21 protein-coding genes and 2 pseudogenes are annotated in these 24494 nt (G+C 64.2%); 10 read left to right on the plus strand and 13 right to left on the minus strand.

All coding sequences use genetic code 11. From position 1 onward, the window contains the following. The 4 genes from HWW87_RS31165 to HWW87_RS31180 all read left to right on the plus strand — a co-directional run bounded on the left by HWW87_RS31165 (position 1) and on the right by HWW87_RS31180 (position 2221). A complete protein-coding gene (locus HWW87_RS31165; RefSeq protein ID WP_175823520.1) occupies positions 1 to 552 on the plus strand; it encodes a PAAR domain-containing protein in 552 nt (183 codons plus the stop codon). Continuing rightward, positions 539 to 1213 carry a M35 family metallo-endopeptidase gene (locus HWW87_RS31170; RefSeq protein WP_175823521.1) on the plus strand — a complete coding sequence of 225 codons (675 nt, stop codon included), beginning with the start codon at positions 539 to 541 and terminating at the stop codon, positions 1211 to 1213. Before HWW87_RS31165 ends, HWW87_RS31170 begins: the two co-directional genes overlap by 14 nt. Beyond that, on the plus strand, positions 1210 to 1704 hold the full coding sequence (locus HWW87_RS31175) for a hypothetical protein (RefSeq protein WP_175823522.1): 495 nt from the start codon (positions 1210 to 1212) through the stop codon (positions 1702 to 1704). The genes HWW87_RS31170 and HWW87_RS31175 overlap by 4 nt, the downstream gene beginning before the upstream one ends. 70 nt (positions 1705 to 1774) lie before the next feature. Continuing rightward, the gene (locus tag HWW87_RS31180) at positions 1775 to 2221 is read left to right on the plus strand and encodes a hypothetical protein (RefSeq protein ID WP_175823523.1); all 447 of its coding nucleotides are present in this window, start codon (positions 1775 to 1777) and stop codon (positions 2219 to 2221) included. A gap of 65 nt (positions 2222 to 2286) precedes the next feature. Here the strand turns inward: HWW87_RS31180 and HWW87_RS31185 are convergent, their stop codons facing one another. Together HWW87_RS31185 and HWW87_RS31190 are read right to left on the minus strand one after the other, a co-directional pair. Further along, positions 2287 to 3831, minus strand: a complete 1545-nt coding sequence (locus HWW87_RS31185) for a PAS domain-containing methyl-accepting chemotaxis protein (protein WP_175823524.1) — start codon at positions 3829 to 3831, stop codon at positions 2287 to 2289. A 411-nt stretch (positions 3832 to 4242) separates the two neighbouring features. Beyond that, on the minus strand, positions 4243 to 5787 hold the full coding sequence (locus tag HWW87_RS31190; RefSeq protein ID WP_175823525.1) for a PAS domain-containing methyl-accepting chemotaxis protein: 1545 nt from the start codon (positions 5785 to 5787) through the stop codon (positions 4243 to 4245). Positions 5788 to 6092: 305 nt separating this feature from the next. Here HWW87_RS31190 and HWW87_RS31195 point away from each other — a divergent pair. After that, positions 6093 to 6233 (plus strand): annotated as a pseudogene (locus HWW87_RS31195) (SAM-dependent methyltransferase); the annotation flags it as partial. A gap of 74 nt (positions 6234 to 6307) precedes the next feature. Next, positions 6308 to 6868 (plus strand): GNAT family N-acetyltransferase, encoded by a 561-nt coding sequence (locus tag HWW87_RS31200; RefSeq protein ID WP_175823526.1) that lies wholly within the window; start codon positions 6308 to 6310, stop codon positions 6866 to 6868. Between the two features lie 155 nt (positions 6869 to 7023). Here the strand turns inward: HWW87_RS31200 and pcaF are convergent, their stop codons facing one another. Further along, positions 7024 to 8226, minus strand: coding sequence for a 3-oxoadipyl-CoA thiolase (gene pcaF, locus HWW87_RS31205; protein ID WP_175823527.1), 1203 nt, complete (start codon positions 8224 to 8226; stop codon positions 7024 to 7026). 227 nt (positions 8227 to 8453) lie between these two features. Here pcaF and HWW87_RS31210 point away from each other — a divergent pair, with 227 nt between their 5' ends. Further along, the gene (locus HWW87_RS31210; protein WP_174385707.1) at positions 8454 to 9242 is read left to right on the plus strand and encodes an IclR family transcriptional regulator; all 789 of its coding nucleotides are present in this window, start codon (positions 8454 to 8456) and stop codon (positions 9240 to 9242) included. A 231-nt stretch (positions 9243 to 9473) separates the two neighbouring features. Here the strand turns inward: HWW87_RS31210 and HWW87_RS31215 are convergent, their stop codons facing one another. Together HWW87_RS31215 and HWW87_RS31220 are read right to left on the minus strand one after the other, a co-directional pair. Next, positions 9474 to 10589 carry a succinylglutamate desuccinylase/aspartoacylase family protein gene (locus HWW87_RS31215; protein WP_175823528.1) on the minus strand — a complete coding sequence of 372 codons (1116 nt, stop codon included), beginning with the start codon at positions 10587 to 10589 and terminating at the stop codon, positions 9474 to 9476. 56 nt (positions 10590 to 10645) lie between these two features. After that, positions 10646 to 11419, minus strand: a complete 774-nt coding sequence (locus HWW87_RS31220) for a transporter substrate-binding domain-containing protein (RefSeq protein ID WP_175823529.1) — start codon at positions 11417 to 11419, stop codon at positions 10646 to 10648. A 136-nt stretch (positions 11420 to 11555) separates the two neighbouring features. Here HWW87_RS31220 and HWW87_RS31225 point away from each other — a divergent pair, with 136 nt between their 5' ends. Further along, positions 11556 to 12476: a LysR family transcriptional regulator gene (locus HWW87_RS31225; protein WP_175823530.1), complete on the plus strand. Its 921-nt coding sequence runs from the start codon at positions 11556 to 11558 to the stop codon at positions 12474 to 12476. A gap of 43 nt (positions 12477 to 12519) precedes the next feature. On the opposite strand, the gene HWW87_RS31230 is transcribed toward HWW87_RS31225, so the two are convergent. Continuing rightward, positions 12520 to 13851, minus strand: a complete 1332-nt coding sequence (locus tag HWW87_RS31230) for an MFS transporter (RefSeq protein ID WP_175823531.1) — start codon at positions 13849 to 13851, stop codon at positions 12520 to 12522. 60 nt (positions 13852 to 13911) lie between these two features. Beyond that, positions 13912 to 15102, minus strand: a complete 1191-nt coding sequence (locus tag HWW87_RS31235) for a M20 aminoacylase family protein (RefSeq protein ID WP_175823532.1) — start codon at positions 15100 to 15102, stop codon at positions 13912 to 13914. A gap of 646 nt (positions 15103 to 15748) precedes the next feature. Here HWW87_RS31235 and HWW87_RS31240 point away from each other — a divergent pair. Then, a pseudogene (locus HWW87_RS31240) lies at positions 15749 to 16105 on the plus strand (DUF3331 domain-containing protein); the annotation flags it as partial. A 36-nt stretch (positions 16106 to 16141) separates the two neighbouring features. Here the strand turns inward: HWW87_RS31240 and HWW87_RS31245 are convergent. The 4 genes from HWW87_RS31245 to HWW87_RS31260 form a co-directional block, all read right to left on the minus strand. Then, the gene (locus HWW87_RS31245; protein WP_175823533.1) at positions 16142 to 16531 is read right to left on the minus strand and encodes a limonene-1,2-epoxide hydrolase family protein; all 390 of its coding nucleotides are present in this window, start codon (positions 16529 to 16531) and stop codon (positions 16142 to 16144) included. Between the two features lie 76 nt (positions 16532 to 16607). Then, positions 16608 to 17444 carry an alpha/beta hydrolase gene (locus HWW87_RS31250; RefSeq protein WP_175823534.1) on the minus strand — a complete coding sequence of 279 codons (837 nt, stop codon included), beginning with the start codon at positions 17442 to 17444 and terminating at the stop codon, positions 16608 to 16610. A 170-nt stretch (positions 17445 to 17614) separates the two neighbouring features. Continuing rightward, positions 17615 to 18697: an alkene reductase gene (locus tag HWW87_RS31255; protein WP_175823535.1), complete on the minus strand. Its 1083-nt coding sequence runs from the start codon at positions 18695 to 18697 to the stop codon at positions 17615 to 17617. 56 nt (positions 18698 to 18753) lie between these two features. Next, a complete protein-coding gene (locus HWW87_RS31260; RefSeq protein WP_175823536.1) occupies positions 18754 to 19491 on the minus strand; it encodes an SDR family oxidoreductase in 738 nt (245 codons plus the stop codon). A 108-nt stretch (positions 19492 to 19599) separates the two neighbouring features. Here HWW87_RS31260 and HWW87_RS31265 point away from each other — a divergent pair, with 108 nt between their 5' ends. Next, entirely contained in the window at positions 19600 to 20520 is a 921-nt protein-coding gene (locus tag HWW87_RS31265; RefSeq protein WP_175823628.1) for a LysR family transcriptional regulator, read from the plus strand. A gap of 221 nt (positions 20521 to 20741) precedes the next feature. On the opposite strand, the gene HWW87_RS31270 is transcribed toward HWW87_RS31265, so the two are convergent. Further along, positions 20742 to 22076 carry an MFS transporter gene (locus tag HWW87_RS31270; protein ID WP_175823537.1) on the minus strand — a complete coding sequence of 445 codons (1335 nt, stop codon included), beginning with the start codon at positions 22074 to 22076 and terminating at the stop codon, positions 20742 to 20744. 66 nt (positions 22077 to 22142) lie between these two features. Further along, entirely contained in the window at positions 22143 to 24491 is a 2349-nt protein-coding gene (locus tag HWW87_RS31275) for a cytochrome P450/oxidoreductase (RefSeq protein WP_175823538.1), read from the minus strand. Positions 24492 to 24494: the final 3 nt, after the last annotated feature.

Genomic DNA, 24494 nt, shown 5'->3' on the forward strand with positions numbered 1-24494 from the left:
ATGGGCCGACGAGCAGTCAGGATCGGCGACTCCACAACGACAGGCGGAATCGTCATCAGTGGTTCGTCGAACATGTTTAGCAACGGCAGAACCATTGCCGTCAACGGTGACAAAGCGACGTGTGGAAATTGCGAGGGAACGTTCCCGATAGCTGCCAGCGCGGTACGCGTGATATCGCACGAGCGATGTATGGCTTTAGAGGGCGACGCGGTACTCTGTCCGTGCGGACAAAACCTTCTAATGTCCGGCAGCGATTGCACGGTTTTTTACGAGGACGATGGCAGTCGCAATGCGGCCACCGCATTAACCGCGCTTTCCGCATTCACGCCCGCGCGATATGCCCCCGTATCCCGCATCCATGACGAACAGTACGTGTTGCGCGAGGCAGATAGCGGGCGACCGCTCGCGAATGTCGGCTATCGGATTCGCCTGTCATCCGGAAAGATATTCACCGGCGTGACTGACGCAACAGGCCACACGCAACGCGTCACATCCGCATATGCGGAATCGATCAAGTTCGAGATTACGAGGAACAGAAATGCCGAATCCTGACGACGACTACGTGCTGGTACACGATACGGCCATGACGAACACAAGGCCCGGTTCCAAGGTGTATGTCGATATCAACACGAAGCCGATATGCCCGAACATGAGCAACGAAGAGTTCAGAAAGATCGTGATGCGCGCTCGCGATGAAGCCGTCCGTCTGATTGATGATCGCATTGCAGCGCTAGTACGATGGGACGCGGGCGAACAAGCGCGCGTCACCACCTATTTCGGACGTGCTAACGCGCAGATTCACGACAGGTTGTCGGCTGGTCTTCCACGATTGCGCGCCGCGATGCGAGAGTTAGTGCCAGAGAAAATTGTTCGATGGGACAGCGAGACCAGCAGGAATCTATCTTGCGCAGTCGTACCTGACAGCGGCCAAAACCGCGCCGCCGTTTGCAAGCCCGACTCCCATAAACGAATCATTGCGATCTACTCGTCATTTTGCAGCGACCCGTTTGGCGAGCTGTATCATGAGGCACAGATAAAGGTGTTAATTCACGAATGCACCCATTTCACCGACACATTCGATTCAGACGACGCCATGTATGGAAACAGCGAATCAGGAATGAGAATTTTTGCGATGAACAATCCAACCCTTTCCATTAACAATGCAGACAGCATTACCGGATACATAGCAACCCTTGACAAGACAATCGAATGATCAAAAGAAAATCCATTAAATCCAGCGTTGCAGTCTGCGCACTCACGCTGTTGTCAATGCTACCGGACATAGCGGTGCCATGCACGATAGGCGAGGAAGCGCGGTTGCAACTTCCATTCAACACGACCACACTTTCCAATTCAGACAGAGTGACAATAGCCAATAGCGTTATCGAGGCAAAAAAATGGCCGAATGTCGAAATTCAAGCAATAATAATTGCGGGCGCCTTCGCTTACGAGAATAACATCGAAAAACTGAAAAATATGCGAGGAGAAAACGCAAAAGAATATTTACAACAACTTGGCATCAACCCCGATCACATCCTTATCGAAAAAAAGACATTTACCGATGAAATGATTACACGACGACCAGATGGAACAATAAAAACCAATCAGATAATCGTGGAATTTACGCCGATATGTAAAGGTAGCTGCGCATGGATGTGTGATGACCCTCGCGTGACGCCACACAGCAAGCTCATCAATCGCTGATCACGAAGCGCCCACGTATGCGGTGTTCTCATTCCAAAATGCCAACAGCGTCGCGGGTACGATATCGACAGTGATCAAATTCCTGACCACCGCCGTGCTCGCATTGAGCTGTGCACATGCGGCGTTCGCCTGTGACGGCGCGTCGAACATGCCCGCTCATTACATCGATATTGTTTTCGATGCCGATTCGAGCGCGATTTCTCCGACTGAACTGTCGAGGCTGTCGGCATGGTCGACCGACATGCACAAACGCTTTCCGATCATTGACACGGTATGGTTGATCGGTCTGGCCGAACAAACCGAACGCGACGCGCAACAGCTTGCAACGCAACGAGCGGAAAGCGTGATGGCCATCCTGGATCAGCATTCGATCCGTGGCGAGAAAAGCGCCTTGACGGGGAAAATTTTCAAACCGGACGTGTTCGATCAATCCGGGCGACGCGTCGAAGTGAACGTCAGTCCAGGATGCCCGGACCACTGTTGCCCGAACCTGAATCCCATACCCAAGGTGCGATGACGTAGCAGCCCCTCACGTCGGCCCGCGCAATGCGGGCCGCATTCCGCATCACCCGCTCACCGCGATCAGCGAAACACGTTCACCGCCTCGACCAACCGCGTCGCCTGCTGCTTCAGGCTTTCCGACGCCGCCGTGCTCTGTTCGACCAGCGCCGCGTTCTGCTGCGTAATGTTGTCCAGATGCACGACCGCCTGGTCGACCTGCGTGACGCCCGTGCTCTGCTCGGCCGTCGACGAGCTGATCTCGGCAATGAGATCCGACACACGCTTCACCTGCGTGACGATATCTTCCATCGTCTTCCCCGCACCATCGACGATCCGCGCGCCCGACTCGACCCGTTCGACGCTCGCGCCGATCAGCATCTTGATCTCCTTCGCCGCGTTCGCGCTGCGCTGCGCGAGCGCGCGCACTTCGCCGGCCACCACCGCGAAACCGCGCCCCTGATCGCCCGCGCGCGCCGCCTCGACGGCCGCATTCAGCGCGAGGATGTTGGTCTGGAACGCGATACCGTCGATCACGCCGATGATGTCCGCGATCTTGCGCGAGCTGTCGGTGATGTCGTTCATCGTCGCGACGACTTCGTTCACCGCCTGCCCGCCGCGCCCGGCCGCCTCGCTCGCGGAAACGGACAACTGGTTCGCCTGCAGCGCCGTTTCCGCATTGCTCGACACGGTCGCCGTCATCTCGGCCATCGACGCGGCCGTCTGCTGCACGCTCGTCGACGCCTGCTCGGTGCGCGCGCTCAGGTCGTTGTTGCCTTGCGCGATCTCGTTGCTCGCGCGCTGCACGTTCAGCACCTGTTCGCTGACGTCGTCGACGAGCCAGCGGAACATCAGCCCGAGCTGGTTGAGCGTGCGCAGCGTCATGCCGATCTCGTCGACACGGTTCATCCGCACACCGCTGCGGCTCTCGCCGGTCGCCACGCGCAACGCCTCGTCGCGCAACTGCCGGAGCGGCCGCACGATCTGCGCGTCGAGCCACAGCCCGGCGGCCGCCGTCACGCCGACCGCCGCACCGGCAAACGCCGCGAGCGCCCCGCCGGTCAACCCGCCCGCCCAGCCGGCGCCGACGACCGCCGGCGCCAGCACGCACAGCGTCGACACCAGCCGGGCCCGCACCGACATCGTCTGGAACAGCGATGCGACGCGCATCGCGCCCGTGCGGACGATCAATCCCTTGTGGAACCGGCGGCTGCCGGCCTTGCCTTCGCGGAAATCGCGATATAGCGCCTCGGCGGCCGCGATCTCGTCGCGCGTCGCCTTCGTGCGCACCGACATGTAACCCTTCGGCTGCCCGTTGCGCATCACCGGAATCGCGTTCGCGCGCACCCAGTAGTGATCGCCGTTCTTGCGGCGATTCTTTACGAGTGCGGTCCACGGCTCGCCGCCCTTGAGCGTCGCCCACATGTCGGCGAACGCTTCCTTCGGCATGTCCGGGTGACGCACCACGTTGTGCGGCTGGCCTTCGATCTCCTCGGGCGAAAAGCCGCTGACCTGGATGAATGCCGCGTTCGCGTACGTGATATAGCTGTCGGCATCGGTCGTCGACATCAGCGTCGCATCATCGGCAAATTCGAATTCGCGTTGCGTGACAGGCTGGTTGTTGCGCATGGTGTGGAGCTCCGGGTGACGGATCTTGCGTCCGCTCGTCGATTGATTCGAGACCCCGCGCATGGCGATCGATTCGCATGCGCGTGAGTCGGCTCCTGCGCTTTCGGCAAATTCGCCGAAAACATTATGCCGTATTCGGGTAAATATTCATTAAATATGCATCATCTTGTTTTTGCCGAATAATTTGTTCACGGATAAAACGAAATGCCTTTCCGGGCAACGGTTTGCCGGCGATTCGTCTGACCATTGCGCACCATGATTTCGGTGCGATTTAATGCGCAACGACAAAATCTGGAATACGAATATTTCTCATTCGTCGCCATTCGATTGAACCCGCAAATCTGAATAAGCGCTGTGCGCGACATCCGGCATTCATCGATCGAACCCGCACGTCGCGCACTCTTGCAACCATCACCTGAACACGTTCACCGCATCCACGAGCCGCGTCGCTTGCTGCTTCAGGCTTTCCGATGCCGCCGTGCTCTGTTCGACGAGCGCCGCGTTCTGCTGCGTGATGTTGTCCAGATGCACGACCGCCTGGTCGACCTGCTCGACGCCCGTGCTCTGCTCGGCCGTCGACGAGCTGATCTCGGCAATCAGGTCCGACACGCGCTTCACCTGCGTGACGATGTCCTCCATCGTCTTCCCCGCACCGTCGACGATCCGCGCGCCCGACTCGACCCGCTCGACACTCGCGCCGATCAGCGTCTTGATCTCCTTCGCCGCGTTCGCGCTGCGCTGCGCGAGCGCGCGCACTTCGCCGGCCACCACCGCGAAGCCGCGCCCCTGTTCGCCGGCACGCGCGGCCTCGACCGCCGCATTCAGCGCGAGGATGTTGGTCTGGAACGCGATGCCGTCGATCACGCCGATGATGTCGGCAATCCTGCGCGAGCTGTCGGTGATCTCGCTCATCGTCGTGACGACCTCGCTCACCGCCTGCCCGCCGCGCTCGGCCGCATCGCTCGCGGACACCGACAGCTGATTCGCCTGCAACGCCGTCTCCGCATTGCTCGATACGGTCGCCGTCATTTCCGCCATCGACGCGGCCGTCTGCTGCACGCTCGAGGCGGCCTGTTCGGTGCGCGCGCTCAGGTCGCTGTTGCCCTGCGCGATCTCGTTGCTCGCACGCTGCACGTTGTGCACCTGTTCGCTGACGTCGTCGACGAGCCAGCGGAACATCAGCCCGAGCTGGTTGAGCGTGCGCAGCGTCATGCCGATCTCGTCGACGCGATTCATCCGCACGCCGCTGCGGCTCTCGCCGGTCGCGACGTTCAGCGCCTGTTCATGCAGCCGCTTCAGCGGTTGCACGATCTGCGCATCGAGCCACCAGCCGGCCGCGGCCGCCACGCCAACCGTCACGCCGGCAAACGCGGCGAGCCCGCCGCCGGTGAGCCCGCAAGCCCAGCCCGTGCCGACGACGGCCGGCGCCAGCACGCACAGCGCCGCATGAACGCGCGCACGCACCGACATCGTCTGCGACAGCGATGCGATCCGCAGCAGTCCGGTGCGGATGACGAGCCCTTTGTGGAACCGGCGCTGGCCGGCCTTGCCTTCGCGAAACGCGCGATACAGCGCGTCCGCGGCCTGGCTCTCGTCGTGCGGCGCCTTCGTGCGCACCGACATATAGCCTTGCGGCGCGCCGTTGCGCATCACCGGAATCGCGTTCGCGCGCACCCAGTAGTGATCGCCGTTCTTGCGGCGGTTCTTCACGAGCGCAGTCCACGGCTCGCCGCGCCGCAGCGTCGCCCACATGTCGGCGAACGCCTCCTTCGGCATGTCCGGATGCCGCACCACGTTGTGCGGCTGGCCGACGAGCTCCTCGTTCGAGAAGCCGCTCACCTGCGCGAACGTCGTGTTCGCGTAGGTGATGATGCTGTCGGCATCGGTCGTCGACATCAGCGTGACGTCGTCGGGAAAATCGAATTCCTGTTGGGTAACGGGCTGGTTGTTGCGCATGCAAGGCTCCGAAAGGCGGATCTGTCGTCCGCGCCGCGCTGAAATTGCGCTCAGTAGCCGAAAAACGGTTGATCGCTTTACGACACTCTCGTCCTTACTGTCGGCAATTCACCGGAAAACCTTAATTCCGTTGCGCATGAAATAGGCAATTCGGCCATTACCATGATTTCGATCAAGTAATCCGGCGATAATCGCCGCGCGCGTTTATCTGCCTGTCACGAAGTACCACACGGCATCGACAATGCCCGCAGCCGTTGCGTGCGGCGAAACGATTGGCCTATCCTGATCCATTCCACCTGAATTCGATGAAAAAGGCATTGCATGAACTGAATCGACTGTCCCGGAATACGGCGACGGTCGCGCATGGCAGCCATCAAGGCGATCCGGCCGCGTTTTTCCGCAATGGCGGCGCCACGCGGTTCCCGGAAAAGCGTGAACTGGACGGCCACCGGATGGCGCCGCCCGACGGTATGCCACACCTGCCGTTGATGATCGCGCTCGCTGCACACCGGGTGGCCGCATGACGCGCCGCACCGCCGCCGACCGCGACGCGCTGTCGGCCCGCCCGCTTGCGCGCGACGACGTGCCGCTCGTGTGGACCATCGACCGGCGCGAAATCATCGAACACCTGTACGTGCTGCGCGACGGCGCGCTGCATCTCGTGCCCGAGTTCTACGACGTGGCCGGCTGGCCCGACGGCGAAGCCGATCACTACACGCCGATCCTGCTCGACTGCCACGACCGCGGCGGCTGGTTTCTCGGCAGGTTCGACGGCACACGGCTCGTCGCGGCAGCGATCGTCGACAGCCGGCCGCTCGGCCCGCAACGCGACATGCTGCAGCTGAAGTTCCTGCACGTGAGCCACGACTGGCGCGGCTGTGGGCTCGGCGAACAGCTCTACCGCGCGGCCCGCGCGCAGGCGCGCGCGATGGGCGCCGAGCGCCTGTACGTGTCGGCCACGCCGTCGCAGCGCACGATCGACTTCTACCTGCGGCTCGGCTTCACGGTCAGCACGGCGCCCGATCCGGAGCTTTATGCGCTCGAACCCGAGGACATTCACCTGGAAGGGCCGACGGCCTGACGGCCCGGCACGCGGATAACGACGCGCGCCTCAGGCAACTGTCGCTGGCCGGTTAACGACGATGGGCGGCACGAGACACCTCGTGCCGCCCATCGTGGCGGACACAGCGCAGCGGCAAAGCGGCGCGTATCCGCCGCTTCACCGCATCACGCCGCTCAGACGCGTTCGATCGCGATCGCGATGCCCTGGCCGACGCCGATGCACATCGTGCACAGCGCAAAACGGCCGTTCGTGCGATGCAACTGGTACATCGCGGTCGTCACGAGGCGCGCACCCGATGCGCCGAGCGGGTGGCCGAGCGCGATTGCGCCGCCGTTCGGGTTCACGCGCGGATCGTCGTCGGCGACGCCGAGCATGCGCAGCACCGCGAGGCCCTGAGACGCGAACGCCTCGTTCAGCTCGATCACGTCGAACTGGTCGATCGTCATCCCGAGCCGCGCGAGCAGCTTCTGCGTGGCCGGCGCGGGGCCGATGCCCATTACGCGCGGCGCGACGCCGGCCGTCGCGATCCCGAGCACGCGGGCGCGCGGCGTCAGGCCGAAGCGCTTCGCGGTTTCCTCGTTCGCGAGCAGCAGCGCGGCGGCGCCGTCGTTCACGCCCGACGCGTTGCCGGCCGTCACCGAGCCGTCCGGGCGCACGACGCCCTTCAGCTTCGCGAGCGTTTCGAGCGACGTCTCGCGCGGATGCTCGTCGCGCGACACGACCACCGGATCGCCCTTCTTCTGCGCAATCGTGACCGACACGATTTCTTCGGCCAGCGTACCGTCCTGCTGCGCCCGCGCGGCCTTCTGCTGGCTGCGCAGCGCGAACAGATCCTGATCCGCGCGGCTGACGTTGTAATCGACCGCGACGTTCTCGGCGGTTTCCGGCATCGAATCGACACCGTGCAGCTGTTTCATCAACGGATTGACGAAGCGCCAGCCGATCGTCGTATCGTAGATGTCGGCCTGCCGCGCGAACGCGCTCGCGGCCTTGCCCATCACGAACGGCGCGCGCGTCATGCTCTCGACGCCGCCGGCGACCATCAGCGCGGCTTCGCCCGACTTGATCGCACGCGCGGCCACGCCGACCGCGTCCATCCCGGAACCGCACAGGCGATTGATCGTCGAACCCGGCACGCCTTCCGGCAAACCGGCGAGCAGCGCGGACATGCGCGCGACGTTGCGGTTGTCCTCGCCGGCCTGGTTCGCGCAGCCGTAGATCACGTCGTCGATCGCCGTCCAGTCGACGTCGCGGTTGCGCTCGACGAGCGCCTTGAGCGGCACCGCGCCCAGATCGTCGGCGCGCACGCCGGACAGTGCACCGCCGTAACGCCCGATCGGCGTACGGATCGCATCACACAGAAAAGCTTCGGTCATCAGTGTCTCCGGTCCCGTGAAAGGCTGGGAAATGAACAGGGCGCGCCCCTTGCATTGCCCGCCGGGATGCGCTTAAATGTTCTATATACGAACATAAGATCGTGTATCGAACGTTCAACGCATCATAGGGAGTGCAGGGACGACCTGTCAAGGGCACAGTCCGCCGGGTGGTTGGCGTGTCAGGCCCCATGCGCTATCTTCTCGGCTGCACGACATTCCAGGCGCTCATGACAACCGACGATATTCAGACGAAACCCGGCGACTCCTATGTGCAGTCGTTCGCACGCGGCCTCGCGGTGATCCGCGCGTTCGACGCGGCACGCCCGGAGCAGACGCTCACCGAGGTCGCGTCGGCCACCGGCCTCACGCGCGCGGGCGCGCGCCGGATCCTGCTCACGCTGCAGACGCTCGGCTACGTCGAGGCCGACGGCCGGCTGTTCCGGCTCACGCCGAAGATCCTCGAGCTCGGCTTCGCGTATCTCACATCGATGCCGTTCTGGAATCTCGCCGATCCGGTGATGGAGCAGTTGTCCGCGCAGATCCACGAAAGCTGCTCGGCCGCGGTGCTCGACCGCACCGAGATCGTCTACGTGCTGCGCGTGCCGACCCGCAAGATCATGACGATCAACCTGTCGATCGGCAGCCGGCTGCCCGCGTACTGCACGTCGATGGGCCGCGTGCTGCTGTCCGCGCTCGACGACGCGGCGCTCGACGACACGCTCGCGCAGAGCGGCATCCGCGCGCATACGCCGCGCACGATCACCGACCTCGGCGAGCTGAAGGCGGCGATCGCGCAGGCGCGCCAGCAGGGCTGGGCCGTGGTCGACCAGGAACTCGAAGTGGGGCTGATGTCGCTGTCCGCGCCGATCCGCAACCGGCGCGGGCAGATCATCGCCGCGATGAACATCAGCGGCAACGCGCAGCGGCATACCGCGAAGCAGATGGTGAAGGAGTTCCTCGGGCCGTTGCAGCAGGCTGCGCAGACGGTATCGGAACTGGTGGCGCGGCGCGGTTGAGCGGTTACTTCGCCCGGGGATCGGCACGACGGTCATTTGCGGATAGCGCGGATAAAAAGACGGGCGGCATGCGCCGCCCGCTCAACTCTCTGACTCTGCTTGCAACGTCCTTCTCACGGAACACGGAGCGCGCTCCGCATCACCCAATTTAGGGGCGCGGCAACGCCCGGTCAATTTGACGAGAACGAAATTGCACGGCGCATCTCGGACAGCGTGCGCGCCCGGCGCCGCTCACGCGCCCAGCAGCATCCCCTTTCGCACCGGCACCGTGCCCGTCACGCGGCCGAGCGGCGCGCCGGCCGTCACGAAACGGATCGCGCGGCGCATGTAGAACACGCCATCGGTCGCGCTCGCGATCGTCGTGACCGCATCCGTCAGCGGATCGACGATGTCGAACAGCGGATCGCCCGCCCGGATCGTCGCGCCGATCGCCGCACGGTGCACGAGGATCCCGCTCACCGGCGCGTAAAACTGCTCGCTGCCCGCGAGCGGCGTGGCCGGCGCGGCCAGCGGCGGCAGCGGCGCACGCTCGCCGCGCACTGCGCCGAACCACACGAGATAGTCGACCAGCGCGTCGGCGTCGCGTTGCGCGTACTCGTACGTCACGTCGCGCTGGCCGCGGCACTCGACCGTCACGGCCACGGTGCCGGCCGCCATCGGCGTGCCGTCCGGCAAATGCTCTCGCAACCGCGACCACAGCAGGTGATGCGCATCGTCAAACGCATGCCCGCCGGAATCCTCGGCGAGCAGCGACACCTCCGCACCGAGATAGCGCGCGAGCGGCTCGACGTCCGGCCACGCGGTATCGCTCGTGTACACGTGCATCACCGCTTCGAGCGAGCAATGCAGGTCGATCACGACGTCGGCGTCGTACGACAGCTTCAGCAGCGCAAGCTGCAGCGCATCGAATTCGGTGCGCGGCGCGATGTCGTCGAGCGCCGCGCCGACGCATTCGCGCACGATCACGCGATTGCGTGCGCCGTCGTCGCCCAGCCGGTCGCGCGCACGCGCGGCGATCTCCGCGAGCGGCAGGAAGCCGCGATTGAAGTTGCGGCCGCTCGCGAGATCGAAACGGCCGATGAACTGCCCGAGCAGATGATGATTGAGGCCGATCGGGTTCGACACCGGCACGAGCACGATGTCGGCCGCGAGCCGGCCTGCGGCGTCGAGCTGCGCGAGACGCTGCTTCAGCACGACCGCCGCGAGCATCGCGGGCGTCTCGTCCGCGTGCAGTGCAGCCTGCAGGTAGATCTTGCGGCCGCTGTCGGCCGGCCCGAAATGAAAGCTCGTCAGCGTGCGCTGCGTGCCGATCGACGGCGGCAGGAGCGGCGTGGTGCGAATCTGCATCGATGGTCTCGAACGGAGGAAAACGGGGGAATCGGAGGAATCGGCCGGCACGGCGCTCAGTCGCCGTACGGGTTGAAATCGAAGTACTGTTTCGCGATCCGGTCGTACGTGCCGTCCTTCAGCATCGACGCGATCGCACCGTCGATCGACGCCTTCAGCGCGGTATCCGATTGCCGCATGCCGATGCCGACGCCGCGATCGCCCATGTCGAGCGGCGCGCCGACGAACGCGAAACCCTTGCCGCGCGGCTGGCGCAGGAACCCGTAGTCGGCTTCCACGGTGCCGAGCAGCGCCGCGTCGAGGCGGCCGTTCACGAGATCGGCGAACACGTCGTCCTGGCTCTTGTACGGCACCACGCCGACGCCGGCCGGCGCCCAGTGCGCGAGCGCCCACGATTCGAACTGCGTGCCCGACTGCACGCCGACGCGCTTGCCGGCCAGCGACGCCGCCGTGCCGTCGAGCCCGCTGCCGGGCCGCGCGACGAGACGCGACTTGAAGCGGAACAGCTTCGACGAGAACAGGATCTGCTTCTCGCGCTTCGCGGTGATCGCCATCGACGACAGGATCGCGTCGATCTTGCGCGCCTGCAACGCGGGGATCATCCCGGAGAATTCAAGCTCGACCCACTGGCAGCGCAACTGCGCGCGGCGGCAGATCTCGTTGCCGAGATCGACGTCGAAACCCTTCAGGCTGCCGTCGGGCGCTTTCGCATCCATCGGCGGATAGGTCGGGTCGATGCCGAGCCGCACCACGTGCGCGTCGAGCGCAAACGCGGACCTGGCCGCCAGGCCAATGCACAGGGAAACGAGCGGGATAAGGAAGCGTTTCATGGTCGACGATGGGCAGGAAGCGGGACAAACGGCATGAGCCGGACTGCCTGCGATCGTAGGCGCCGCGGGCTCCCGCCGGAACCATCGGCTGACTTATCATGATCGGTATTTCCGATCACCGGCCTCGCAGCTTCCCATGGCGTTCACGCTGTCCCAGCTCCGCATCTTCCAGGCCGTCGTCGAGCACGGCAGCCTGCGCGCGGCCGCCCGCGCGCTCGATCTCGCGCAAAGCGGCGTCACGCAGCAACTGCAGGGCCTCGAGGCGACGCTCGGCGCGACGCTGTTCACGCGCACCAATCGCGGGATCGTGCCGACGGCCGTCGGCCAGCGGCTGCTCGCGCGCTCCGGTTCGATCCTCGGCGAATGCGAGCAGGTCGAGCGGGAAATCCGTCAGTTGAGCGGCGCCTACGAAGGCACCGTCACGCTCGGCCTCGTGACCGAGCCGCTGATCGACGCGTTCGCGCCCGTGCTGACCGCGTTCCGCGCGCGCTTCGACAAGGTGGACGTGCACCTGCGCACCGGCACGTCGCGGATGATGATCGGCTGGCTGCGCGAGCGCGCGGTCGATTTCGCGATCGCGCTGGTCGCGAAGCAGACCGACACGACCGATCTCGCGGTCACGCCGCTGCGCACGTCGGCGCCGGTGGTCGTCTGCCGCAACGGGCACCCGGCGATGCACGCGCAATCGCTCGCCGAGCTGGCCGACCATGCATGGGTGTCCACGCGCTCGCCGAACCTGAGCGCCGACCCGGTCGTCAACCGGCTGCTCGCGTATTTCGACGCGCACGGCCTGCCGCCGCCTAAGATTCTCGCGACCGTCGAAGGGATGTTCGAGACGCTGCAGATCGTCACGCAGACCGATTCGCTCGCGCTCGAAACCGAAGCGATCACGCGGCACGGGCCGTTCGCCGGCGCGCTTGCGAAGGTGCCCGTGCGCGAGCAGGCCGAAGCGCAGGACGTGTGCCTGCTGCAACGCGCGGCCGTGCCGCTGACGCCGGCCGCGCAGGAACTCGCGACGATGCTCGCGTCGTATCTGAGGGTGGTGCGCGGGCGGTAAGCGCATGGGGCCGCGCCGCCGCCCGCCTCGCGCATCGCGCGCGTCAGTCCAGCGATTCCCGCGCCGTCTCGCGCAGCATCGCGACCGCGATCAGCGACAGCACCACGCACGCGGCCACGTAGCCGGCCGGCGCGAGCTTGCTGCCGGTCGTCTTCACGAGCCAGGTCGCGATCAGTTGCGCGGTGCCGCCGAAGATCGTCACCGCGAGCGCATACGCGATCGAGATGCCCGTCGCACGCACGTGGCGCGGCAGCGACTCGCACATCAGCGCCATTTCCGATGCCGAGCCGAGCGAATAGAACAGCAGCATCAGCGCGGTCAGCGGCAGGATCACCGACAGCGTCGGATGATGGTTCATCAGCCAGAACGCCGGGAACAGCAGCACGACCAGCACGCCGCGGCCGACGAAGATCGGCAGGCGGCGGCTACCGAGCCTGTCCGACAGCCAGCCGAACAGCGGGCACGTGACCAGCATCACGCAGCCCGACGCGACGCCGACGAACATCGACAGCTTCATCGGCAGGCCGAGCGTGTGGATCGCGTAGGTCGGCATGTAGAACGTCAGGATGTAGGTCGACACCGTGCCGCCCATCACCGTGAGCATCAGCAGCAGCACCGTGCGCGTGTGCTTCGAGAACAGCGCGTGCAGCACGCCGCGTTCGATGCCGTGATGGCGGTCGCCGGGCGCGTCGTCCGCGAGCCGGCGGCGCAGGTACATGCCGACCGGCGCGATCAGCACGCCGACGAGGAACGGCAGCCGCCAGCCCCAGCTTTCCAGCGCGTCCTTCGTCATCGTGTTCGACAGCAGCGCCGCGAAGCCCGAGCCCATCAGCGCGGCGCCGCCCTGCGTCGCGAGCTGCCAGCTCGCGCGGAAACCGCGGCGCGACGTGCCGCCCTGTTCGAGCAGCGTCGACGTCGCCGCGCCGAATTCGCCGCCCTGCGAGAAGCCCTGCAACAGCCGCGCGAACACGACCAGCAGCGGCGCGGCCACGCCGGCCTGCGCATAGGTCGGCGCGATCGCGATCAGGCCGGTGCCGAGCGCCATCAGCATGATCGTCAGGTTCAGCGCGGCCTTGCGCCCCTTGCGGTCCGCGTAGACGCCGAGCACGACGCTGCCGAGCGGCCGCGTGAAGAAGCCGGCGGCGAACGTCGCGACCGACAGCAACAGCGACGTGGTCGGGTCGCTCGACGGGAAGAACAACTTGCCGATCAGCACCGCGAAGAAGCCGTACACGGTGAAATCGAAGAATTCCAGCCAGTTGCCAATCACCGCCGCGGCGATCGCGCCGCGCCGCGTGACGGCCGGTGCGCCGCGCGTATCGGTTTCGGCGGCGCCCGTCGATGCAGCGTGCAGCGCGAGATGGTCTTTCTGCATGGTTCGTGTGTCCTCTCAATGCGGTCGGAAGCGCCGGCCGCCGGTCGCCCGCCGCCGCGCTCACTGCCCGAGATAACGCTCCACGAGGCGCGTCCAGAACGCCGCACCGATCGGCAGGTTGCGATCGTTGAAGTCGTATTTCGGGTTGTGCACCATGCAGCCGTCCTCGCCTTCGCCGTTGCCGAGCCGCACGAACGAGCCCGGCCGCTGCTGCAGCATGAACGCGAAATCCTCGCTGCCCATCAGCAGGTCGGTCTGCTCGACCACGTGCGCGTCGCCGACGAGTTCGCGTGCGACCTGCGCGGCGAAATCCGTTTCGGCATCCGTATTGACGACGACCGGATAGCCCTCGATGTACTCGACGTTCGCGGTCGCGCCGTAGCTCGCGGCCTGCGTTTCGGCCAGCTCGGTGATGCGGCGCTTGAGCAGCGCGCGCACGTCCGGGCTGAACGACCGCACGCTGAGTTCGAGGCGCGCGCCGTTCGGAATCACGTTGTTCGCGGTGCCCGCGTGCATCGAGCCGACCGTGACGACCGCCGGCTGCGACGGGTCGACGTTGCGCGCGACGATCGTCTGCAGCGCCATCACGATGCTCGCCGCGACGACGACCGGGTCGACCGTCAGGTGCGGCCGCGCCGCGTGGCCGCCGACACCTTCGATCGTGATGATCGCCTTGTCGCCCGCCGACATGAACGGGCCGCGCCGCGTGAGAAAGACGCCGGGCGCCGCGCCCGGATGGTTGTGCATGCCGAACACGGCGTCGCACGGGAAGCGCTCGAACAGGCCGTCGTCGATCATCTTCTTCGCGCCGCTGTCGACGCCGTGCTCTTCCGCCGGCTGGAAATACAGGTGCACGGTGCCCGAGAAGTTGCGGGTCTTCGCGAGATGCTGCGCGGCGCCGAGCAGCATCGTCGTGTGGCCGTCGTGGCCGCACGCGTGCATCTTGCCGTGCGTGCCGCTCGCATACGGCAGGCCGGTCGCCTCGACGATCGGCAGCGCATCCATGTCCGCGCGAATGCCGATGCTGCGTGCGCCGTCGCCCACCCGCAGCGTGCCGACGACGCCCGTCTTGCCGACCCCGCGCGTCACCTGCCAGCCCCATTGCTCGAGCTTGTCCGCGACGAGCGCGGCCGTGTCGTGCTCTTCGTACGCGAGTTCGGGATGGTGATGGATGTGGTGACGGATCTCGCGCAGCCCGCCGGCGGCGGGCATCAGATCCTCGACTTCGGTGAATCGGGTAGCGGTGGTCATCAAGGGGCTCCTGCCGTTCGTCTGCGTATCGGCCGCACGCGAGCGATGGCGTGCGGGAAAGCGAGCCACTATAGCGAGCCGATATCCGCTCAATAAGATGCGGAATTTTTCACCGTGATAAGTGTTTTTAATCAGGGTTAGTACGGATGCGCTGGTCCGGCTGGTAGCTTTCGATTTGATTGGGTACCCGCCCGTGGCGCGCGTAATTTTCCGGCGGGCTGCCGATGGGGTTGGCGTGGGCCATCCTGTATCCCTCCCATCAGAAACCTTGTGCAAATACGCGAGCGGTCACCCACGACTTGTTCCATCGTGGAATTACACATCGGAGTCCCACTCCAATTTTCAAGAAAAAATAGACGTCGTATCCTCCACGCTGTCATTAACGTCCTTAATCGAAAAACAATACCTGTTATGCGCCAATCTACCGGGCTGGATACCCCGCGCATCACTGAAAATCTGAATACCTGCGCTCTGCTTTGACCGATGAATATGGTGGAAACCACACATTGTTGAAATGTTGCGACGAGGCTTGTTCGATGCGCCGTCTGCCGGTGGCGGCAATATCCCGGCCGCTAGTTGAGGGGATGCATCTCTCACACCATTTTCGAAGATGCAGGGTATGAACGACTTCAGTCCTTGGGAACAGATGATCGCGGAGCTTGCTGCCATTCTCGACGGTGGAACCCGTGTACCGGAGCAGAGGGGCGGCAATGTGGTCACAGCGCGCGAGCCGAACAGAACCGGCGTCCCGGCAAGCAGTATTGGCGAAGTCGCCGAGGCCATCGTCGCCGTCGAGCGACTGAATGCGACGACGGTCCTCGTCTCGTGGAGCGACTCGACACGCTGTCGCTACGATGAGCAGCGCTGGGTCAACGCGAAATCACGGTCTAAGGGGCGCTGTGCACTGAGTGGCGAACTTGTACAATTTGGCGACGATGTCTACAAGCCGCAGTGGCGTGGCTCGAAACGGCCGGGGAATAGCGCCGAGATGATTCTCGCTTCGGCAATGGATTGCATGATCCGCGGCTGCGGTGCAAGATTACTTCTTGATTGCGCTCAACTGCCGATCGAAGTCCGCGGGATCAAAGTAGTCTCGCCAAACCGTGATTCGATCATCGACGATGGTGAGGGTACCCATCACGGGAAGCGTGATTTTTCCTCCTGATTCGTGTTGAAAGACGTCGATCCGCTCGTTGAGGATAACGTTTCCCACTGCGGCGATATGGGTCACCGTCCAGTCGACCTTGAACGTCGTACCGATCCCGAAGTCGCTGTGGAATTTGCGAACATTGTCCCGTCCAACGATGTCAGGGAACGGAACGTTATCGTAGAGGACCTCGTCAGAGAGCATCGACAGTGCGTCGTCGATGCGGTTCTCAGTCCAAAGCGAAAAGAATCGAAACGCCACGGCCAAAACATCGGCAGTCATCTCGGCTCCGTCGGATAGGGGTGACAAGCAGGCGCGGTACATGAAGCACAAGCAGGTGCTCCATGTACCGCCAGTCCTAGCCTTGAACGAATGCCAGCAGTTCCGCGTTCAAGACACCTGCGTTGACGGTCAACATCCCATGGGAGAAGCCCGGGAACGTCTTCAGCTTGCCGTTCTTCAACAGTTTGATTGCCTTGAGCGCCGCGTCTTTGTACGGGACGATCTGGTCATCTTCGCCGTGAAGCACCAACGTCGGCACGTCGATCAACTGGAGATCTTCGGTCTGGTCTGTTTCCGAAAACGCCTTGATACCCTCGTAGTGGGCTTGCGCACTACCCATCATTCCTTGGCGCCACCAGTTCTGAATCACGCCCTGATGAACGATCGCGTCCGGACGGTTGAACCCGTAGAACGGGCCCGCGGGCACGTCTATGAAGAACTGTGCGCGATTTTCAGCGAGCCCCTTGCGTAGCCCGTCGAAGACATCCAGCGGCAGGCCTTCGGGATTCGATTGCGTCTTCAGCATCAGCGGCGTCACGGCGCTCACGAGAATTACCTTTGCGACACGCCCCGCCGGCTCGCCGTGCCTTGCAACATAGCGAGCCACTTCGCCCCCGCCGGTGGAATGGCCGATATGCACTGCATTCCTGAGGTCCAGCGTCTCGACGAGAGCAAACGCATCCGCTGCGTAATGATCCATGTCGTGACCTTCAGCGACCTGCGACGAGCGCCCGTGTCCGCGCCGGTCGTGGGCAATGACGCGATACCCGTTCGACAGGAAGAAGAGCATTTGGGCATCCCAGTCATCCGCGGAGAGCGGCCAGCCGTGATGGAACACGATCGGCTGAGCGTCCTTGGGTCCCCAGTCTTTGTAGAAAATGTCTACGCCGTCTCGCGTTGTAATGAATGACATGATCGTGTTCCTTTCGTACGGTTGCAGGGAAGTAACTTTTGCTGCGGAAGCACTCGTCGCGGCCAAGGCGATCTCGAGTGGTCGAGTGGTTGTCGCCGGAATGCGGCTGGCAGGCGAAAAGAACGTCCGCGGGCGCCGTCTGATCTCGAGCCCGCTTCAGGCAGGCATGGTTACGTCGACGGCGCGAACGGGTAATCGATGTAACCCTCCGCGTCTTGCGTGAACCATGTTGTCGGGTCGTCCGACGCAAGAGGAATCGCTTCAGCCAGACGCCGAGGGAAGTCCGGATTGGAGATGAACGGGCGCCCGAACGTAACAGCGTCGCCAACGCCTGCATCGAGTTCTGCCTGAGCTCGAGTTGCGTCGAAATCCGAGTTGAGCACCAGCGGCCCTTTGAAAGCCGGCCGAATTTTCGCGGCGAGTGGATCGAGGTAGCCAACGCCGAAACTGCCGTTCAGCGGAGGCTCGCGCAGTTCCAGGAACCCGATCCCTACTGCAGATAGCGCCTCGGCGGCCGCGATAAACAACGGCAAGGGATCGCTGTCACGCACGCCCTGGGTTTCGCCGTTGGGAGACAGGCGAACGCTGGTACGGCCGGGACCGACTACATCCGCGACAGCCCGGGTCGCCTCGATGAGAAGCCGGAGCCGATTCGGGATCGATCCGCCATACGCGTCGCTGCGGAAGTTGGAACTGTCTCGCAGGAATTGATCGATCAGATAGCCGTTCGACGCATGCAACTGCGCGCCGTCGAAGCCGGCCTGCAGCGCATGACGTGCTGCGGCGGCGAACTGCTCGATAATCGCGGGAATTTCGTTTGTCTCGAGTGCGCGTGCCTGCGTGTAGGGCTGCTTGCCCGAGTAGGTATGAGCATGGCCGGGCGCCGTAGTCTCGGACGAGGAGACCGGCGGTGCGCCATCCAGAAAGCTCGGATGCACGACTCGCCCCATATGCCAAAGCTGAGCGATGATGCGACCGCCCGCGTTGTGCACGGCATCGGTCACTTTGCGCCAGCCGGCAATTTGCGCAGCTGTCCACAGCCCGGTGGCGTAAGGCCATCCCAGGCCCTGCCGGGAGATACCGATCGCCTCCGAGATAATGAGCCCCGCAGAGGCACGCTGACTGTAATAGTCCGCCATCATCGCGGTCGGTACGTGTTCGCGCGTTCCCCGCGCACGCGTCATCGGCGCCATAAGGATACGGTTGGGCACTTCAATCGCCCCGAGTTGCAACGGATCAAACAGCATAGGCACCAAAACCTCCTTCTCGTTCTTGCCAGCGTGGAAAGGCCGACAACCCTTTACACGACTCAGACAAGGCGGGCGCCGCCGTCGACATGAATCGTCTCGCCGTTCATTGATCCATTGCTCATGAGGAACACCACTGCAGCGCCCACTTCTTCAGCGGTTCCCAAACGATGCAGCGGCAATTTGTCTTTCAATGCGTTGACGTACGCGTCACGACCTTCGCCGAGCGTGCGAGCCAGCAACGGCGTGTCGGTGGTGCCGGGCGAAACGGTGTTGACACGGCGAGGCGCGAGTTCCAGAACCAGTCCCCTGGCCAGCGCCTCCATCGCGGCCGACGCAGAGGCAAGAATGGCCGTGCCATAGGCATTGGGTCGGTCGGCCAACACGCCGGAAATAAACGTGACGGACGCATCGGCCGCCAGGCGATCACCCAACGTGCGCAAAGTATGGACGGCTGCCCATACGCGCTCCTCGAACGCCCGTCGTAGATAGTCGACATCCGCCTCCAGTACCTTGCCTGCCACGAAGGTTCCCGCGAGGAGAACGAGATGGTCGACGTGAGCGATGTCAGCCAGTGCCGAGACGATGGTTTCCGGCTTGGTCACGTCGGCGCTCCGCCAACCCGCGAATCCATTCTCGATCGCGACCTGTTCGGCGCCCTCCGCGTTGAACCCGACAACCGTGACGCTTGCGCCAGCGGCCTTCGCCTGTTTGGCGGCCGAAAGGCCGATTCCGGACGTTCCGCCGAAAATGAGGACGGACTTGCTCTTGAGTGAATGGGAATCGAAATCGGAGTTCATGAAGTAGTCCTGTCAGCCGGCACAACTCAAAACGGCGCCGTGCAGAGCACTCTATACTTGGCAGCGGACATTGATAATCAGCGCCTCATTCGCTTCTATATTTCCGCCATGGAACAAATCAGCCTGGACCGCCTCACCGGTCTCATCGCATTTAGCCGCGCGGCATCGTTAGGAAGCTATTCAGCCGCAGCGCGCGCGCTTGGCGTAACGCCTTCCGCTATAAGCAAAAGTATCCAGCGTCTGGAGCATCACTTCGAGCTCAAACTGTTCAACCGCACTACACGGTCATTGACGCTGACTCAGGAGGGGCGCGACCTGCATGAACGCACGCTGCGCCTGCTGTCGGAAATGGAGGCGATCGAACAGGCTGCTGCCTCGGCGCGATCCGAGCCTGCGGGCATCCTGAAAGTGACCGCGCCGCTCCCCATCGGGGTTCATCTCATCGCACCCGCCCTACCCGCGTTTCGCGAGCGCTTTCCAAAGCTGTCGATCGACCTGCGCCTGGGTGATCATTTCGTCGACCTCGTCGGTGAAGGTATCGATGTGGCTGTTCGCGTTGGGGATCTCGCAGGCTCTCGTTTGGTCTCGCGAGCGCTTTCGCCTCACTACATCGGCGCCTATGCGTCTCCGGACTACCTCGCCAAACGCGGTGTTCCCAGACATCCTGACGACCTCGTGGATCATGATTGCGTAAATTTTCGTTTTCAAAGTTCGGGACAAGTTTTTCGCTGGACCTTTGCCACGAGCGAAGGGCCGCTCAGCCTCATGCCGGATGCGGGCATCGTTGTCGATACCAGCGATGCGGTGGCGGCTGTCATGGCGGCTGGTGGAGGCGTGGGAATTTCACCGACGTATGTCGCTGCATCGTACGTTCGGCGCGGGGAACTCGTGCCGGTCCTCACCGAGTTCGTCGAACCGCGCTCCACTATCACTGCGCTTTGGCCGGAGAGCCGCCGTAGTAGCCCGAACGTCAAAGTATTCTTGGCATACCTGAAAAAGGTGTTTGCTTCGTATGCGGCAGACCATTGACGAGCAGCGGCATCTGATCGAAGCAGACTCGTCGACCGGTTCGACGCCTGACTGCGCACACGTTCGCCCAACGCCACGAACGTGCACACGCGCACGCAGAACGGCGTGGCTTCCTACGCGGAATTTTTCACCGTGGTAAGCGTTTTTAATCCGGGTGAGTACGGGTCGGGCCGGCACGCACGCAACCCGCTTCTTCGCCCGCATGACGCAGGCAGCATTCCTTACGCATGCGTCGAGCGCGGCCGGTCGTTCGTCCGCACAACCGCATGGCCGGCGGACATCGACTGTGAGTCGATGTCCTCACCGCGCGATTCGCGCGACGCGATCACCGCGACGAACGCGGGAAGCGCCATCAGCATCGCGTAACCCGCGACGAAGATCGCCGAGCCCGTGTAGCTGACGAGCAGCGTGCCGACGATCGGGGCGATCGATCCGCCGAGCACCGATGCGAGCTGATAGCTGGTCGACAGTGCGGTAAAGCGCACACGCGTCGGAAACAGTTCGGCCATGTACGCGGCCATCGGTCCGAGAATGATGCCGTGGCAGGCCAGGCACGCGATCAACGCGAGTTGCAGATGCGCATAATCGCTGCCCGGCGACAACGTGAACAACGAACAACCGGCGACCGCCGCGCCGAGCAAGCCGGCGATCAGCACCGGGCGCCGTCCGACCCGGTCCGACACGTGCGCGGCAATCAGGATGACGACGACCTCGATCGCCGACGCCCACATCAGCGCGGACAGCGCCTGCGGCCGGCTGAAGTGCAGATAGCCGGTCGCGAGTCCGAGCGCGAACGTCGAGAACAGATACAGGAACGTGTTTTCCGCGGCCTTCACGAAGAACGCACGCGCCATCTGCCGCCAGTTGCCCGCACACGTTTCGCGCAGCGACGCGCGCTCGACCGTCCGATGCGCGGCGGCCAGCTCGGCGAATGCCGCCGATTCCTCGACGCGCCGGCGCGTCCAGAAACCGACGATCACGAGCAGCGCGGACACGAAGAACGGGATCCGCCACGCCCAGTCGACGAATGCGGTATCGCCGTAGAACCGCTGCACCAGCCCGATCACGAACGCGGTCAGCACATTCGCGAGCGGACCGGCGAACATCGTGAAGCTGGTCCAGAAGCCGCGCTGCGCGGCGGGCATCGATTCGGCGATCATCAGGATCGCCCCGGTCGCTTCGCCGCCGACCGCGATCCCCTGCACGATCCGCAGTAGCACGAGCAGCAGCGGCGCCGCGATGCCGATCGACGCATAGGTCGGCAGCAGGCCGACGCAGAACGTGCTGATGCCCATCATCAGCAGACTGACGACGAGCGTCTTGCGGCGGCCGATGCGGTCGCCGATCATCCCGAACACGATGCCGCCGAGCGGCCGCGCGACGAAGCCGACCGCGAACGTCGCGAGCGCGAGCAGCGTGGCCGCGAGCGGATTGCCGACGACGAAGAACTGCTTGTCGAACACGAGCACCGCACACGCGGCGAACGCGAAGAAGTCGTACCACTCGAGCGTGGTGCCGACAGTGCAGGCGAACATCAGGTTGGCACGCTTTTTCATCGCGCATGTCTCCGGTCTTTTTTGTGGTTTATAGGGGGCGAGCGGCGCGGCGGCGCCACCGCGCATTCAGAGTTCGAGAACGAGCCGCTCGCCGCCGCACGCGCGCGAACAGCAGGTCATCATGCGGTCGTGCGCGTCGCGCTCCGCGCGCGTGAGCACGCTGTCGCGATGATCGACTCGACCGGCCAGCACGCGGACTTCGCACGATCCGCACAGCCCTTCGCGGCAGTCGCTCTGCACGTCGATGTTCGCGTGCTGCAACGCGTCGAGCACGGTCTGGTTCGCCGAGACCGTCAGCGTGATGCCCGAATCCTTCAGTTCGACTTCGAACGGCCGCTCCTTCGACGGATCGAGCGCCGCCTTCGTCGACACGAAATGCTCGACCCGCAGCGCATCGCGCGGCCAGTGCGCGCAACTCGCTTCGAGCGCATCGAGCATCCGCGCGGGGCCGCACGCGTAGACGTGCGTGTCGTCGGCCGGCTGTGCGAACAGCGCACGAAAGTCGTTACGCGAACCTTCTTCCGACACGTACACGTGCAGACGCTCCCCATGCAGCGCGGCGAGCGTGTCGAGCATCGCCATCGACGCGCGTCGCGAGCCGCTGTAGTGGATGGCGTAATCGATGCCACGCGCCTTCGCTTCGCGCGCCATCGCACTGATCGACGTAATGCCGATGCCGCCCGCGACGAAGATGGCCTTGTGGGTGTCGGCTGCGAAGCGGAAATGATTGCGCGCGCCGCGGATCTTGAGCACATCGCCGGCGCGCACATTCGCATGCACCCACGCCGATCCGCCGCGGCTCTGCGCGTCGTGCAATACCGCGATCTCGTACGCGTCGCGCTCGGCCGGGTCGCCGCACAGCGAGTACTGGCGCGTGATGCCGGTATCGCCGCAGATCACGTCGATATGCGAGCCCGGCGTCCAGCGCGGCAGCGGGCGGCCGTCGGCGGACACGAGCCGGATGTGGGCGACGCGATCCGCGCACATCGACACGCGTTCGACCGTGACCGCGCGGCTCACCGCGTGCGACGACGGCTCGCCGATGCGCACCGCCGCGCGCGGGCGCAGCACCGACGGGTCGCGGCGCTCGGGATTCAGCGCCGGATCCCATTCGACGTACAGGTGTTCGGGGCCGCGGAACGACGTGTTCGGCACATACGTGAAGCGCTGCTCGGCAAGCTTCATGTGCGGCAGACGGCGCGTGAATTCGTCGAGGAAGACCTGCATCTCCATGCGTGCGAGATTCTTGCCCATGCACTGATGCGATCCATAGCCGAACGTCAGCTGATCGTTCGCGTTCTCGCGGCGGATGTCGAACAAGTCGGCGTCCGCGAAGCGCGCTTCGTCGTGATTCGCGGACGACGTGACGATCAGCAGCTTCGAGCCCGCCGGAATGTCGATGCCGCCGATCGTCACGTCCTTCGTCGCGAGCCGTCGCCATGCGGCGACCGAGCCGTTGTGGCGCAGGCACTCCTCGACCGCGTTCGGGATCAGCGACGGATCCTCGCAGATGTCGCGCCACGCGTCGGGATGCTGCAGCAGCAGCTTCATCGCGTTGGCCGTCGCGTTCGCGGTCGTCTCGTGCGCGGCGACGATGCCCGCCATCATCATCGAATGCAGATACGAATCGGTGATCACGTCCGGCAGTTCCTTCTGCTTGCGGATCCCGTACTGCATCCAGCCGGGCCCGGACGGATTCTCGCGCATCTTGTCGAGCACCTTGCCCGCGAACTGCCAGAACTTGCCGACCGCATGCGCGACCGCGACCTGCTCCTCCGGTTTCGGGCGGCCCCACGTGTTGATCGTGTGCGCGATCGAGTATTCGCGCAGCGTGTCCATGTCCTCCTCGGGCACGCCGAGAAAGTGCAGCGCGACGGTGAGCGGCACTTCCCACAGCATCTGGTCGACCAGATCCGCTCGACCGTCGTCGATGAAGCGGTCCACGTATTCGCGCGCGAGCCGGCGCACCATCGGTTCGTGATGCTTCAGCGCGTCGGGCGTGAACGGGTCGAGCAGCGCGCGGCGGCGCGGCATGTGCGCGGGCTCGTCCTCGTTGACGAGCGTGCGGTTCAGCGCAAAGCCGTACGACGCGAGCACCGCGTTCGCCTCGGGGCCGGTGGGCGTGATCTTCTCCAATGCGATCGACGGGCTGAACGTGATGTTGTCGCGAAAGATCGCCTTGATGTCGTCGTAGCGCGTGACGACCCAGTAGCCGAGTTGGGGGCTGTAGAACACGGGCTCCTGCTCGCGTGCCCAGCGCACGTACTCGGGCGGATCCTGCTGGTAGCCGTCGTCGAACGGATCGAACGCGGCTGCGGCGGCGCTGACCGGACAGCCGTTCGGCGCGGTCGCGACGGCCGGCGCAGGATGAAACGGACACTTCGACGATGACGCGTGGCGCTCCGTGACGGACATGAT

Source organism: Burkholderia sp. BCC0419 (assembly GCF_902830285.1).
Taxonomy (GTDB): domain Bacteria; phylum Pseudomonadota; class Gammaproteobacteria; order Burkholderiales; family Burkholderiaceae; genus Burkholderia.

Bases quoted from the DNA above. Each gene is read 5' to 3' on its own strand.
- HWW87_RS31165 (WP_175823520.1), top strand. From the start codon at position 1: ATGGGCCGACGAGCAGTCAGGATCGGCGACTCCACAACGACAGGCGGA.
- HWW87_RS31170 (WP_175823521.1), top strand. From the start codon at position 539: ATGCCGAATCCTGACGACGACTACGTGCTGGTACACGATACGGCCATG.
- HWW87_RS31175 (WP_175823522.1), top strand. From the start codon at position 1,210: ATGATCAAAAGAAAATCCATTAAATCCAGCGTTGCAGTCTGCGCACTC.
- HWW87_RS31185 (WP_175823524.1), bottom strand. From the start codon at position 3,831: ATGCGCAACAACCAGCCTGTCACGCAACGCGAATTCGAATTTGCCGAT.
- HWW87_RS31190 (WP_175823525.1), bottom strand. From the start codon at position 5,787: ATGCGCAACAACCAGCCCGTTACCCAACAGGAATTCGATTTTCCCGAC.
- HWW87_RS31200 (WP_175823526.1), top strand. From the start codon at position 6,308: ATGACGCGCCGCACCGCCGCCGACCGCGACGCGCTGTCGGCCCGCCCG.
- pcaF (WP_175823527.1), bottom strand. From the start codon at position 8,226: ATGACCGAAGCTTTTCTGTGTGATGCGATCCGTACGCCGATCGGGCGT.
- HWW87_RS31210 (WP_174385707.1), top strand. From the start codon at position 8,454: ATGACAACCGACGATATTCAGACGAAACCCGGCGACTCCTATGTGCAG.
- HWW87_RS31215 (WP_175823528.1), bottom strand. From the start codon at position 10,589: ATGCAGATTCGCACCACGCCGCTCCTGCCGCCGTCGATCGGCACGCAG.
- HWW87_RS31220 (WP_175823529.1), bottom strand. From the start codon at position 11,419: ATGAAACGCTTCCTTATCCCGCTCGTTTCCCTGTGCATTGGCCTGGCG.
- HWW87_RS31225 (WP_175823530.1), top strand. From the start codon at position 11,556: ATGGCGTTCACGCTGTCCCAGCTCCGCATCTTCCAGGCCGTCGTCGAG.
- HWW87_RS31230 (WP_175823531.1), bottom strand. From the start codon at position 13,851: ATGCAGAAAGACCATCTCGCGCTGCACGCTGCATCGACGGGCGCCGCC.
- HWW87_RS31235 (WP_175823532.1), bottom strand. From the start codon at position 15,102: ATGACCACCGCTACCCGATTCACCGAAGTCGAGGATCTGATGCCCGCC.
- HWW87_RS31245 (WP_175823533.1), bottom strand. From the start codon at position 16,531: ATGACTGCCGATGTTTTGGCCGTGGCGTTTCGATTCTTTTCGCTTTGG.
- HWW87_RS31250 (WP_175823534.1), bottom strand. From the start codon at position 17,444: ATGTCATTCATTACAACGCGAGACGGCGTAGACATTTTCTACAAAGAC.
- HWW87_RS31260 (WP_175823536.1), bottom strand. From the start codon at position 19,491: ATGAACTCCGATTTCGATTCCCATTCACTCAAGAGCAAGTCCGTCCTC.
- HWW87_RS31265 (WP_175823628.1), top strand. From the start codon at position 19,600: ATGGAACAAATCAGCCTGGACCGCCTCACCGGTCTCATCGCATTTAGC.
- HWW87_RS31270 (WP_175823537.1), bottom strand. From the start codon at position 22,076: ATGAAAAAGCGTGCCAACCTGATGTTCGCCTGCACTGTCGGCACCACG.
- HWW87_RS31275 (WP_175823538.1), bottom strand. From the start codon at position 24,491: ATGTCCGTCACGGAGCGCCACGCGTCATCGTCGAAGTGTCCGTTTCAT.